We start from the raw sequence: 13052 nt of genomic DNA on the forward strand, positions 1-13052 counted from the left end.
GCAAGTCGATGGTCGAACCGATGAACTGGATCTCGGAGGTGGTGCGCCCCCGGATCAAGACCTTGTTCAAGCGCGAGACGCCCGAGAACCTCTGGGTCAAGTGCCCGGACACGGGGCAGATGGTGTTCCACAAGGAGGTGGAGGCCAATCACTGGGTCATTCCCGGTTCCGAGCATCACCTGAAGATGGGCGCCCAGGCGCGCCTGAAGATGATGTTCGACGAGGGCACGTGGATCGACGTGGCCCTGCCCGAGGTCACCCCCGACCCGCTGAAGTTCCGCGACGAGAAGCGCTACGTCGACCGGCTCAAGGAGGCCCGGGCCAAGACCGGCCTGCAGGACGCGTTCAAGATCGGCTTCGGCCGGGTCGGCGGCCTTCCGATGACGCTGGCCGCGCAGGAATTCGGCTTCATGGCCGGATCGCTCGGCATGGCGGCGGGCGAGGCCTTCGTGCGCGGCGCCGAGACGGCGCTGGAGAAGCGCACGCCCTACGTGCTGTTCGCGGCCTCCGGCGGCGCGCGCATGCAGGAGGGGATCCTGTCGCTGATGCAGATGCCGCGGACCACCGTGGCGGTGCGCCGACTCAACGCGGCCCGGCTCCCCTACATCGTGGTGCTGACGAACCCGACCACGGGCGGCGTCACCGCCTCCTACGCGATGCTGGGCGACGTCCACCTCGCCGAGCCCGGCGCGCTGATCTGCTTCGCGGGACCGCGGGTGATCGAGCAGACGATCCGCGAGAAGCTGCCCGACGGCTTCCAGCGGGCGGAGTACCTGCGCGAGCACGGCATGGTCGATCAGGTGGTCCACCGGCACCAGCTCAAGGAGACGATCACGCGTCTCTGCAGCCTCCTGACCAACGTGTCCCAGGCCGGCGCGCCGGCCGCGGCCTCCGAGGCGGCCTGAGCCCGGCGATGGCCTCGTCCGACGCCCTGATGGCGCGCTTCCTGGCGCTCCACCCCCGCACCATCGACCTGTCGCTCGGGCGCATCGAGCGGCTGCTCGCGCGGCTCAACCATCCCGAGCGCCGCCTGCCGCCCGTGATCCACGTGGCCGGCACCAACGGCAAGGGCTCGACCATCGCGTTCATGCGGTCGATCCTGGAGGCCGGGGGCCTGGCCGCCCACGTCTACACCTCCCCGCACCTCGTCCGCTTCCACGAGCGGATCCGCATCGGCGGGATCGGCGGCGGGCACTTCGTGGACGAGGACCGGCTGGCCGACGCCTTCGCGCGCTGCGAGAGCGCCAATGCCGGCGAGCCGATCACGATGTTCGAGATCACCACGGCCGCGGCGTTCCTGCTCTTCTCGGAGAGCCCGGCCGACGTCCTGCTCCTGGAGGTCGGCCTCGGGGGCCGGCTCGACGCCACCAACGTCATCGACCGGCCGGCCTGCGCGGTGGTGACGCCGATCGGCCGCGATCATGCCGAGTATCTCGGCGACACGGTCGAGTCGGTCGCGACCGAGAAGGCCGGGATCTTCAAGCGCGGCTGCCCGGCGGTGATCGCCGCCCAGGACTACGCCGAGGCCGACGCCGTCCTCTGCCGGCGCGCGGAGGCCCTCGGGGCCGGGCCCGTGCTGGTGGGCAATCAGGACTTCTCCGTGCACGAGGAGCGCGGCCGGCTCGTCTACCAGGACGAGACCGACCTGTTCGACCTCCCGCGGCCGCGCCTCGCCGGGCGTCACCAGCTGGTCAACGCCGGAACCGCGATCACCGCGCTGCGCGCCGCCGGGTTCGGCGACATCGGGATCGCGGCCCTGGAGCGGGGCCTGACCGAGGTCGAGTGGCCGGGCCGGCTGCAGCGCCTCGGCCGCGGCCGGCTGGCCGCCCAGCTCGATGCCGGCACCGAGCTCTGGCTCGACGGCGGCCACAACATCGACGGCGGCCGGATCCTCGCGGCCGCCATGGCGGATCTCGGCGAGAAGAGCGACGTGCCGCTCGTCCTCGTGGTCGGCCTGCTCGGCACGAAGGACGCCGACGGGTTCCTGCGCAACTTCGTGGGCCTGGCCCGGGCCCTGGTGGCCGTCCCGATCACCGGGACCATGGCCGCGCGCCCGGCCGAGGAGGTGGCCCGGATCGGCGAGGATGTCGGCCTCAAGACCTACGCGGCGCCGAGCATCGAGGCGGCCCTCGCCCTCGTGCGGGACATCGCCTTCGAGCGCCCGCCGCGAATCCTGATCTGCGGATCGCTCTACTTGGCCGGCATGGTTCTCGCCGCCAACGACACGCCGCCGGTCTGAGTCGTCTCCAGTCTGAGAGCGCCGCGCGCGGCCGCTGTATCAAGTGGCCGGGGTCCGGAGACCTGTGAAATCCGGATTCTGCATTCGAAAATCCGTCGAATCGCCGCAATCGCCCGGACGGACACCCGTCCACGGCCACGCTTTCCTCCCGCTGTGGCAGCTAAGCTACATCCTCGCGGGGCCCGATCGCATAGTTTCACCGGCGATCGGGCTTATGCTGGGGATCACAGTAATGAAGAAGCTTCTCACCACTCTCGCGGCGTTCACCGCGCTCACGGCCGCCGCTTCGGCCGCCGACCTGCCGCGCCGCGCCGCGCCGCCGCCGGTGTTCACCCCCGTTCCGGTGTTCACCTGGACCGGCGCCTACTTCGGTATCAACGCCGGCTACGCGTTCGACGCCAGCAGCAACTCCACCCGCGGCTTCGTCCAGACGCCCGGCAACCCGGTCGCTCTGGTTCCGGGCGGTCTCGTCCCCTACCAGGCCCTGCTGCCGAACGGCTCGTCGCTGGTCTACAGCAACGACAGCCGCGAGGGTTTCTCGGGCGGTGGCCAGATCGGCTACAACTGGCAGCTGACCCCGGGCTCCGGCGCCGTGATCGGCTTCGAGGCTGACGCCCAGTACCTCGACTTCGGCCGTCGCGCCCGCTTCGCCACCAACGCCGTGGCGATCAACCCGGGCTTCATCCCGGTCAACGGCACGCTCAACACCATCGACTTCTTCGGCACCGTCCGCGGTCGTCTCGGCTGGGCCTTCGACCGGACCCTCGTGTACGCCACCGGCGGTTTCGCCTACGCCACCGGCACGGATGACGGCGCTCGCGTCGGCCTGCAGAACTTCGCCGGCCGCCGGAACGACTTCAAGACCGGCTGGACGGTCGGCGGCGGTGTCGAGTACGCCCTGCCCACCGACTCGTTCCTGAACTTCTTCCGCTCTTCGGCCGTCACGCTGAAGGTCGAAGGTCTGTACGTGAACCTCGACAACAACAACGGCCGCGCCCAGGCGCCGCTGGTTGGTGCTGCGATCTCCCCGGTCGGCCTCGTGCCGGTGTACTCGCTCGCCGGCGCCAGCCGGAACGAGAACGCCTTCGCCGTCGTCCGCGCCGGCCTGAACTACAAGTTCGGCTCGTACTGAGACGGAATACGGGATCCCGGGCCAAGCACCGGGATCCCGAAATAAAAAAACTTGGGCTCGAAACCGAGAAAGCCCGGCCTCGCGGCCGGGCTTTCTTTTTGTCGTTCGGAGCCGTGACGGCGGGTCAGGCGGTCTGGGCGCCGATCCAGCGCGACAGGTCGCCCTTCGGTGCGGCGCCGACCTTCTGGTCCACGCGCTCGCCGTTCTTGAAGAGCAGCAGCGTCGGGATCGAGCGGATGCCGTACTGGGCGGCGATCTGCGGGTTCTCGTCGACGTTGACCTTGGCGATCTTCACCTTGCCCTGCAGGTCGGTCGCGATCTCCTCGAGGGCCGGGCCGATCTGACGGCACGGGCCGCACCACTCCGCCCAGAAATCCACCACGACGGGCTCGGCGGACTTGAGAACGTCCTGCTCAAAGCTCGCGTCGGTTACTTTCACCGTCGCCATAACGTCACCTTTCGGAATCCGCCGCCCGTCGGGCGGCGTCGAACGGGCAGAGGCCCGCGCGGTCCGGTCAGAATTGGCGACGGCCCGGCGCCCGGTCAAGAAGTCCGGTCGCCGGGGGAGGGCGGGGGTGCCCGGGACGCACGGCTCTCTCGGTGAATCGCCGCGCCGCGACGTGCGCTGGCGCATGCGGACCGCTTCCGGGCACGCGCCCGGGGGCACGGGTCACGCCTCGATCCCGATCCGGTCCAGGGCCGTCGCGACGTCGTCGGAATCGAGGGCGCGGATCACCGGCCCCGAGGTCCAGACGAGAATCGGCCGGATCGTCCGGCCCGGGTAGATCTGGGCGAGGAGGCGCGCGTAGAGGGCGATCTGGCCGGCCTCCGCGGCGGGCAGCGGCGCGCCGGGCTCGGGCGGGCGCCCGGTCTTGAAGTCGGCGAGGTGCACCGTGTCCGCCGTCACGGCGAGGCGGTCGACGCGCCCCTGGACCGCCCGGTCGACCCCGCCGGCACGGACACGCCCCGACAGCGCCACCTCCGCGCGGGCGTCCCGGGCGAAGAGCGGCGCGAGGTCGGGGGCGTCGATGATCCGGAGGACCGACCGGACGATCGCGGGGGCGGCCGCGCGCGGCAGACCGGGCGCCCGGGCCTGCACGAAGGCGCGCCCGGCCGTCTCCCGGCGGTCCGGCTCGACCCGGGGCAGGTGCTGCAGCAGGGCGTGGGTCAGGATCCCGCGGCGCCGGGCCTGCGCGTCGGCGAGGCGCGGCGGCGGCACGCGCGCGCCGTCCGCCGCCTGCAGGGCGCCGGACGGGTTCAGGGCCTCGGAGGTCGGTTCCGGCGGCACCGGGCCGCGCAGCCAGTCGGGCTCCGGCCCGGCCTCCGCTCCGGCCGACGCGGCACCCGCGGCGGGAGCGGGATCCGGCGGGGCGCCGTCCTGCCAGAGGGTCGCGGGCCCGTAGGGGAGTTCCAGCGCCCGGCCGGCGCCGAGTGCCGCCTCCAGGCCGGCCTGGATCATCCGGCACCACGCCGCCTCGGTCTCGCGCTCGTGGCCGCGGAAGGGCGCCACGATCAGCCGGTCGGCCGCGCGGGTCATGGCGACGTAGAGCAGGCGGTTGTGCTCCTGCCGGGCCTTGGCGAGCAGGGCCGCCCGCGCCGCGTCGGTGGCGGCACAGTCCTGCGTCCGTCCGCCCGACCAGACCGGCGGCAGGGCGATGTCCGTCGCCGGGAGCGGCAGGAGGGGCGGGTCGTTGCGGCCGAGGGGCTCGCACCCGTCGAGGATCACCACGACCGGCGCCTCCAGGCCCTTGGCGCCGTGGACCGTCATGACCCGGACCTCGTCGCGGCCCGATTCGAGGTCGCGCTTGACCGTGTGGCCGGCCTCGGCCCCGACGTAGCGGGCGAGGAAGCCGCCCAGCGACGGGGCGTCCTCGCCGGTCTCGGCCTGGGCGGCGGCGGCGAGGAACACGTCGATCGCGTCCCCGGCCTCGCCGCCGAGGCGGGCGACCAGCTTGGCCCGGCCGCCTTGCGGCCCGAGGAGCCGGGCGTAGAAACCGAACGGGCCGTGGAGCCCCGCCAGGGCGATCCAGCCCGACAGGGCCTCGAGCCCGCGCCGCGCGGCCGCGTCGCCCGCCGCGGCGTGGCGGTGCAGGGCATCCTCCAGGGTCTCGGCGAGGTCGCGGCGGGCGGCGATCCGCACGAGGTCCTCGTCGGTGAGCCCGACGAGCGGCGTCTTGAGGGCGGTGGCGAGGGTCAGGTCGTCGGCCGGCAGGAGGCCCGCCCGGCCGGCGGCGACGAGGTCGGCCACCGCGATGTGGGCGGAGACCTCGAGCCGGTCCTGCCCGGCGACCGGGACGCCGAGCCCCTTCAGGGCGCGGATCACCTCCTCGAAGGCCGGCCCGCGCTTCCGGACCAGGATCAGCACGTCCCCGGGGCGCCAGATTCGGCCGGTCGCGTCCCCCGCGGTGGTCCAGGCGCGCACCGCCTGCGCCACCCGGCGGGCGGTGACGATCGCGGGAGCGCTGGTCTCGGGCGCGTCCACGGGGGCGGTCCAGGCATCGGGCTCGGCGGCCGGCTCCGGCTCGGCGATCGGCCACAGCTCGACGGCGCCGGGCGCGCCCGGGCGGGCGCTGGCGTGGACGGTCGTGCGGACCGTGTCCTCGAACGACAGGCCCTCGTTGTGCGCGTCGAGGGCGAAGACCGCGTCGACGGCGCGCAGGACGAGATCGGTCGAGCGGAACGACAGGGTGAGCGGCACGTCCTCGAAGGTCAGTCCGGCCGAGCGCGATTCCGCGATCCAGGACGCGCGGGTCAGGGCGAATTCCCGCGGCTCCGCGCCCTGGAAGCCGTAGATCGACTGCTTGGGGTCGCCTACCGCGAAGCGCGTGCGGCTGCCGGAGCGCGCGCCCTCGCCGGCGGCGAATTCCTGCGTGATCGCCCGCAGGATCGCCCACTGCTCCGGGTTCGTGTCCTGCGCCTCGTCGACGAGGACGTGGTCGATGCCGCGGTCGAGCTTGTACAGGACCCAGCCGGCGCCGACGCGGCCGAGCAGGTCCAGCGCCTTGTGGATCAGGTCGTCGAAGTCGAGGGCGCCGAGGCGCGCCTTCTGCGCCTCGACGCGGCGGTGGATCTCGGCGGCGATCTGGAACAGCGCCTGCGTGCGGGCATGGGCCCGGGCGGCGCGCAGGCGGTCGAACAGCGGATCCAGCCGGTCCCGCTCGGCGAGCAACGCCGCCTTGGCGCCGGCCGGCACGCCCTTGGTCCCGAGGCTGCCGTCGGCCTTGGGCTCGTCCTTCTGGTTGAAGAAGACCGCGCGGTAGAGGGCGAGCGCCTCGGCCCGGTCGGGAAGGTCCGCCGCGCGGAGCCGCTCGGCCTCGGCGGCTTCGAGCGCGTCTGCGAGCTTCTCGTCGTTGGCCTTGCCGGTGCGCAGCGCCGCGACCAGCGCGGCGCGCTCCTCCGGGCGGCACCCGGGACCGCCCGCGAGGATCCCGGCCTCGATCCGCTCGGCGGACTCCTCGGCCGCCAGCCCCAGCGCCCCGTGCAGCCGCCCGAAGGCCCGCTCCAGGCCGGCGGCGTCGCCGATGAAGCTCCGCGCCCGCATGGCTGCCCGGATCGCCGCCCGCAGGGTGTCGCCCGTGGCTTCCGGCGTGACCCGCGCGAGGGCGGCGCTGAGCGGCGTGTCGCCGTTCGCGACGGCGTCGGCCAGGACGTTGGCCATCTCGATGTCGAACAGTTCCCGGGCCTTGGCCTCGTCGAGCACCACGAAGCGGGCCGGCACGTTCGCCTCGAAGGGGAACATGTGGAGCAGCCGCTCGCACAGGGCGTGCAGCGTCTCGATCTTGAGGCCGCCCGGCGTCTCGACCGCCCGGGCGAAGAGGCGGCGCGCCAGCCGCAGGCGCTCGGGCCCGGCGCGCTCGCCGGTGAGCTCGGCGAGTTCGGCGGCGAGGGTCTCGTCGTCCAGCGTGACCCAGCGGCCGAGCAGCCGGAAGACGCGGATCGCCATGTTGGCCGCGGCGGCCTTGGTGAAGGTCAGGCACAGGATCCGGCCGGGCGGCGCCTCGTCGAGGAGCAGCCGGACCACCCGGTCGGTGAGGACCTTGGTCTTGCCCGCGCCGGCGTTGGCCGAGACCCAGGCGGAGGCGCGCGGGTCGGCCGCCCGACGCTGGTTGGCGCGGGTCAGGTCGTCGACGACGAAGGGGGCGGGGGCGTGCGGGGTGGCGCTGCTCAACGGTCCGGTCCGGCTCGGCTGCCGGCTCTCTCTACAACAGAAACGCGCCCGCGGGCCCGCCAAGGCGTCACACCGGCCCTCGCGGGATTGCCCCGGGCGCGGCGCCGTCCCATGGATGCAGACGATCCCTTCCGCGCACACCGAACACGCCCGTGACCCAGCCGACATCCGAGCCGGCGCGCCCGCCGATCCGCTTCCGCGGCCGCTCCTTCATGGCCACCGTCCTGGCGCCGATCCCCCCGGTCGCCGACTGGTTCGGCGACCTCGACGCCCTCAACCGCCGTGCCCCGAACTTCTTCGCCGGCCGGCCGGTGATCCTCGACCTGTCCGGATTGCGGCTCAACCGCGAGGATCTCGACGGTCTGCTCGCCGAGCTGGCCGCCCGCAACATCCCGATCCTGGGGATCGAGGGCGCGGCGCCGTCGCTCCTGGATTCCGCGACCCCGCCGGCCCTGTCGGGCGGGCGCCCCGCGGGGGAGATCGCCGCCCCGGACGAGTCGGCCGCGGACGCGCCCGCGCCGGCCGAGCCGCAGGCCAGGGAGACGGCCCGCTCGCTGATCCTCGACGCGCCCGTGCGCTCCGGCCAGACCGTCCTGCACCTCGAGGGCGACGTCACGGTGCTGGGCGCCGTGGCGTCGGGCGCCGAGGTCATCGCGGGCGGCTCGATCCACGTCTACGGCGCCCTGCGCGGCCGCGCGATCGCCGGCGCCGCCGGCAACCCGACGGCGCGGATCTGGTGCCGGCGGTTCGAGCCGGAGCTGGTCGCGATCGACGGTCTCTACCGCGCCGCCGACGACCTCGACCCGGCCTTCCGGGGGCAGGCCGTGGAGGTGCGGCTGCTGGAGGACGCGATCAAGCTGAACCTGTTCGAGCGAGGTTGAGAGGCTTCGCAGCTCCGGCGTTCAGGCCGTCGGTTAACGGCCTTTCAGCCCGCGCAGAACCCACGGAGACTGGGGCCGAGCCCCCCGCGACGCGCGCCCGAGGGCGTGAGACCATCCTCCGCTGCCCCGATACAAGGATCCCGGCAGAATTTGCCGACCGGATCAGAAACTTAACCCTTCGGTAACCATACCCGCCGTCAATGGTCCGGTAAGGACTCTTAACGGGCGGACATGAGCGACACCCTCCCCGAGCCGATCGACCCGGAGACCGCCACAGCGGCGGCTCCTTCCGCGCCCCGGCCGCTCAGCCTGCGCGGGCGGGCCTTCAAGGCCCTGGCCCTCTCCCCCGAGCCGCCGCTCCCCGAGTGGCTCGCGGGCCTCGACGCGGCGCTCAAGCGCTCGCCGACCCTGCTGAAAGGCCGGGCCGTCATCCTGGACTGCGCCCAGCTCAAGCCCGAGCCGGACGCGCTCGAGACGCTCATGAACGAGCTCAAGGCCCGCGGCATCGCGGTCCTGGGCATCGAGGGGGCCGACGCGGTGGTGGACGGCCTGCCGCCGCTGCTGGTCAAGGGGCACCCGTCCGAGACGATCGAGATCCCGAGCGTCCCGGCCGAGCCGGAGCCGCAGGTGGTCACCTCGATCACCGTCGAGGGCTCGGTCCGCTCCGGCCAGAGCGTCATCAACCCGACCGGCGACGTGACCGTGATGGGCTCGGTCTCCTCAGGGGCCGAGATCCTGGCCGGCGGATCCATCCACGTCTACGGCGCCCTGCGCGGTCGCGCGATCGCCGGAGCCGCGCGCAACCCGCGCGCACGAATCTACTGCCGAAAATTCGAACCCGAGTTGCTGGGGATCGACCGCCTCGTGCGGACGGCGGAGGACATGGGCACGGCCCTGCGCGGCAAGGCCGCCCAGGTCTGGCTCGATGGCGGCAACATCCGAATGGCAAGCCTGGATTAAGGGAGATCGACGCGTGGCAAAGGTTCTCGTCGTCACATCGGGCAAGGGCGGCGTCGGCAAGACGACGACGACCGCGGCCCTCGGAGCGGCCCTGGCCCAGGGCGGGCAGAGCGTGTGCGTCGTCGACTTCGACGTCGGCCTGCGCAACCTGGACCTCGTCATGGGCGCCGAGCGCCGGGTCGTCTACGACCTCATCAACGTGGTCAACGGCGACGCCAAGCTCCCGCAGGCGCTGATCAAGGACAAGCGGCTCGAGACCCTGCACCTGCTGCCGGCCTCGCAGACCCGCGACAAGGACGCGCTCACCGATGAGGGCGTGGCCCGGGTGATGGACGAGCTGCGCGCGAAGTTTGACTGGGTGATCTGCGATTCCCCCGCCGGCATCGAGCGCGGCGCCCAGCTCGCCATGCACCACGCCGACGTGGCGGTGGTCGTGACCAACCCCGAGGTCTCCTCGGTGCGCGACTCCGACCGGATCATCGGCCTCCTCGATTCCAAGACCGCCAAGGCGGAGAAGGGCGAGGACATCGAGAAGCACCTGATCCTCACCCGCTACGACCCGATGCGGGCCGACCGCGGCGACATGCTCAAGACCGAGGACGTGCTCGACATCCTGTCGATCCCGCTGCTCGCGATCATCCCGGAGAGCCAGGAGGTGCTGCGCGCCTCGAACCTCGGCTGCCCGGTGACGCTGAACAACCCGCTCTGCGCCCCGGCGCGGGCCTATGCCGACGCGGCCCGCCGGCTCAAGGGCGAGTCCGTGCCGATGAGCCTGCCGGTCGAGCGCAAGTCCTTCCTCGACAAGCTGTTCATGCGGAGGGCGGCGTGAGCATCCTGGGACTGTTCCAGAAGCGCAGCTCCGGCGCGGTCGCCCGCGACCGCCTGCAGCTGATCCTCGCCCACGAGCGCGCGGAGTCGGGTCGCCCCGACCTCGTGATCCAGCTCCGGGAGGAGATCCTGGCGGTGATCGCCAACCACGTCGCGGTGGAGCCCGACAAGGTGAAGGTCACCCTGGAGCGCGGCGAGGGTGTCTCGACCCTCGGCCTCGACATCGAGCTGCCGCTCGGTGCCTCGGGCAAGCTCGACGCCAAGCTGGCCGCGAAGCTCGCCGACGTCGCCGCCAAGAAGGGGGCCGCCAAGCCGGCCTCCTCCAAGAAGGCCGCTTGAGCCGGGCGGGGAGCGTCCCCGCCGGCACGGAAGATCGCAAGCCGCGCCCGGTCCGCCGGGTGCGGCTTCGTCGTTCCTTCCACGAACTCCGGTCCCGACTCTCGACCGGGCGCCCCGTCGCGCCATCTCGGAAACCCGGGGGAGGCCGATGAGAGGATCGCCATGCCGAGCGCCACGACGGACGACGGGATACGGCTACACTACGAGGAAAGCGGCCAGGGGACGCCGCTGATCTTCGTACACGAGTTCGCCGGCGATCTCCGCAGCTACGAGGCGCAGCTGCGCCATTTCGGCCGCCGCTACCGCGCGGTCGCGTTCAACGCCCGGGGCTACCCGCCCTCCGACGTGCCGGAGGCCGTCTCGGCCTACGCGCAGGCGCGCGCGGCCGACGACATCCTGGCCATCCTCGACCATCTCGGCGCGCCGAAGGCCCACGTCGCCGGCATCTCGATGGGCGCCTTCGCGACCCTGCATTTCGGCCTGCGGCATCCCGACCGCGCGCTGTCGCTCTGCCTCGGCGGCTGCGGCTACGGCGCGGAGCCCGAGCGGCAGGCGCTGTTCCGCGCCGAGGCGGACGCCACCGCCGCGATGCTCCTCCGCGACGGCATGGCGGCCTTCGCGGAGCGCTACGCCGTCGGGCCGACGCGGGTGCAGTTCGAGACCAAGGACCCGCGCGGGCACGCCGAGTTCAGGCGGATGCTCGCCGAGCATTCGGCCCTCGGCTCGGCCAACACCCAGGCCGGCGTGCAGAAGGGGCGGCCGTCGCTCTACGATCTCACGGACGAGCTGGGGCGCATGACCGTCCCGACCCTGATCGTCGCCGGCGACGAGGACTGGCCCTGCCTCACCCCGAGCCTGATGCTCAAGCGGGTCATCCCCTCCGCCGCCCTCGCCGTGCTGCCCAATACCGGCCACGCCCTCTCGGTCGAGGAGCCGGACGCCTACAACCGCCTGCTGGACGACTTCCTCGCGCAGGTGGAGAGCGGCCGCTGGCCGATGCGCGACCCCCGGGCGATCTCGGCGACGATCACCGGGATCAGGGGCTGAGCGGCTCGCGGGGGATCAGCCGGAAGCGCGCGGGGCGATCGGGCTGGGTCGTCACGACCGCCTGGGGCAGCACCGGCTCGCGCTCGTCGAGCACCAGCCGGAACCGCTGGAGCACCCGCGCCAGGGAGAGGACGGCCTCGCTCAGGGCGAACTGCGCGCCGATGCAGACCCGCGGGCCGGCCCCGAAGGGCAGGTAGGCGAAGCGCCGCGGGGCGGGGGCGCCGGGCAGGAAGCGGCCCGGATCGAACGCGTCCGGGTCCGGCCAGAGCGACCGGTGGCGGTGGAGCACCCAGGGGCTCACCATGACGATGTCGCTCGCCTTCACGGCGTGGCCCGCCACGTTGTCCGGGCCCAGCGCCCGCCGGACGACCACGAAGGCCGCCGGGTACAGGCGCAGGGTCTCGTCGATCACCGCGCGGGTGAGCGGCAGCCGCCCGTCGCTCTGGCAGCCGGTGGGGTCGGCGAGGTCGGCGGCCCGCGCCTCGGCGGCGACCCGCTCCTGCACCTCCGGGGCGAGGGCCAGCAGGTAGGCCGCCCAGAACAGGGTGCCGGCCGTGGTCTCGTGGCCCGCCAGGATCATGGTGGCGACTTGGTCGCGCAGCTCGTCGGGCGTGAAGGCGGCGCCGGTATCGGGATTGCGCGCGGCCGCGAGCAGGTCGAGCAAATCGCCCGAGCGGGCCCTGTTCCCCTCGACCGCCCGGCGCGCCGCGATGATCCGGTCGAGGAAGGGGATCCACCGGCGCCGGAACCGGCGGCGCGACCAGTCGAGGGGCACCGGCCAGCCCGGGGGGGTGACGATGTCGAGGAGGTGCGGCCGCCCCATCCGCTCGGCGTACTCGGCGATGAACTGGCGCAGCTCGGCGCCGTGCTGGTCCATCCCCACCGAGAACATGGCGCGCCCGGCGATCTCGAGGGCGAGCCGGTAGAAGGACGTGAACAGGTCGACCGGCCCCGCCGCGGCCTCGGCGGCGATGCGCTCCATCCCGTCGGTCACGGCGGCGGCGATGTGGGGGACGAGGCCGTCGATCGCCCGCGGCGTGAAGGCCGGCGCCAGGGTGCGCCGCTGGTGCCGCCACGCCGAGCCCTCGCTGATCAGGAGCCCGTCACCGAGGATCGGGCGCAGGATGCGGGTCGTCCCGGTGGTGCGGGCGTAGTTCGCCTGATTCTCGACGAGCACCCGGCGGATCGCCTCGGGGTCGTTCAGCACGAAGCTCGACCGCCCGAGCAGGCCCCGGCGGGTGACCGGCTCCTCGAAGGCGCGCCGGGGGAAGCCCGCGAGCGCGTTGTCGCGGATCGACCGCAGGTAGGCGGGCAGCGGCAGCTCGCGCTCGGGCGGGGCGCGGTGCGGCGGCACCACGCGCGGCGTCCCGGCGAGGCTCGGGATCGTCCGGTCCGGGGTCGCGGTGGCGTCCGAGAATGTTGGCATGGGGTGCCATCCTGTGCCGGAGACGGGCAGCC

At 73.2% G+C, this 13052-nt stretch carries 11 protein-coding genes; 8 read left to right on the forward strand and 3 right to left on the reverse strand.

The annotated features are described in order from the left end of the window. Window positions 1–8 precede the first annotated feature (8 nt). The 3 genes from accD to ASG32_RS28860 all read left to right on the forward strand — a co-directional run bounded on the left by accD (window position 9) and on the right by ASG32_RS28860 (window position 3371). Window positions 9–905: an acetyl-CoA carboxylase, carboxyltransferase subunit beta gene (gene accD / locus ASG32_RS28850; RefSeq protein ID WP_056533173.1), complete on the forward strand. Its 897-nt coding sequence runs from the start codon at window positions 9–11 to the stop codon at window positions 903–905. Window positions 906–913: 8 nt separating this feature from the next. Next, the gene (locus tag ASG32_RS28855; RefSeq protein ID WP_020093041.1) at window positions 914–2239 is read left to right on the forward strand and encodes a folylpolyglutamate synthase/dihydrofolate synthase family protein; all 1326 of its coding nucleotides are present in this window, start codon (window positions 914–916) and stop codon (window positions 2237–2239) included. A gap of 232 nt (window positions 2240–2471) precedes the next feature. Beyond that, window positions 2472–3371, forward strand: coding sequence for an outer membrane beta-barrel protein (locus ASG32_RS28860; protein ID WP_056533176.1), 900 nt, complete (start codon window positions 2472–2474; stop codon window positions 3369–3371). A gap of 124 nt (window positions 3372–3495) precedes the next feature. Here the strand turns inward: ASG32_RS28860 and trxA are convergent, their stop codons facing one another. Continuing rightward, complete coding sequence (trxA, locus tag ASG32_RS28865) at window positions 3496–3819, reverse strand: thioredoxin (RefSeq protein ID WP_010682902.1); 324 nt, start codon at window positions 3817–3819, stop codon at window positions 3496–3498. Window positions 3820–4041: 222 nt separating this feature from the next. Beyond that, a complete protein-coding gene (gene addA / locus ASG32_RS28870) occupies window positions 4042–7539 on the reverse strand; it encodes a double-strand break repair helicase AddA (protein ID WP_056533178.1) in 3498 nt (1165 codons plus the stop codon). A 212-nt stretch (window positions 7540–7751) separates the two neighbouring features. On the opposite strand from addA, the gene minC (ASG32_RS28875) reads away from it, so the two are divergent. The 5 genes from minC (ASG32_RS28875) (at window position 7752) to ASG32_RS28895 (ending at window position 11594) form a co-directional block, all read left to right on the forward strand. After that, the gene (minC, locus tag ASG32_RS28875) at window positions 7752–8420 is read left to right on the forward strand and encodes a septum site-determining protein MinC (RefSeq protein ID WP_056533382.1); all 669 of its coding nucleotides are present in this window, start codon (window positions 7752–7754) and stop codon (window positions 8418–8420) included. Window positions 8421–8651: 231 nt separating this feature from the next. Beyond that, the gene (gene minC, locus ASG32_RS28880) at window positions 8652–9380 is read left to right on the forward strand and encodes a septum site-determining protein MinC (RefSeq protein WP_020093045.1); all 729 of its coding nucleotides are present in this window, start codon (window positions 8652–8654) and stop codon (window positions 9378–9380) included. A 13-nt stretch (window positions 9381–9393) separates the two neighbouring features. After that, window positions 9394–10209: a septum site-determining protein MinD gene (minD, locus tag ASG32_RS28885; protein ID WP_020093046.1), complete on the forward strand. Its 816-nt coding sequence runs from the start codon at window positions 9394–9396 to the stop codon at window positions 10207–10209. Next, entirely contained in the window at window positions 10206–10547 is a 342-nt protein-coding gene (gene minE, locus ASG32_RS28890; RefSeq protein ID WP_056533181.1) for a cell division topological specificity factor MinE, read from the forward strand. The genes minD and minE overlap by 4 nt, the downstream gene beginning before the upstream one ends. Window positions 10548–10709: 162 nt before the next feature. Next, a complete protein-coding gene (locus tag ASG32_RS28895) occupies window positions 10710–11594 on the forward strand; it encodes an alpha/beta hydrolase (protein WP_056533184.1) in 885 nt (294 codons plus the stop codon). Here ASG32_RS28895 and ASG32_RS28900 read toward each other — a convergent pair. Further along, window positions 11584–13020 carry a cytochrome P450 gene (locus ASG32_RS28900; RefSeq protein ID WP_082558087.1) on the reverse strand — a complete coding sequence of 479 codons (1437 nt, stop codon included), beginning with the start codon at window positions 13018–13020 and terminating at the stop codon, window positions 11584–11586. The genes ASG32_RS28895 and ASG32_RS28900 overlap by 11 nt on opposite strands. Window positions 13021–13052: the final 32 nt, after the last annotated feature.

Origin of the sequence: Methylobacterium sp. Leaf361 (assembly GCF_001424445.1) — a bacterium.
In the GTDB taxonomy this organism is placed as follows: Bacteria; Pseudomonadota; Alphaproteobacteria; order Rhizobiales; family Beijerinckiaceae; genus Methylobacterium.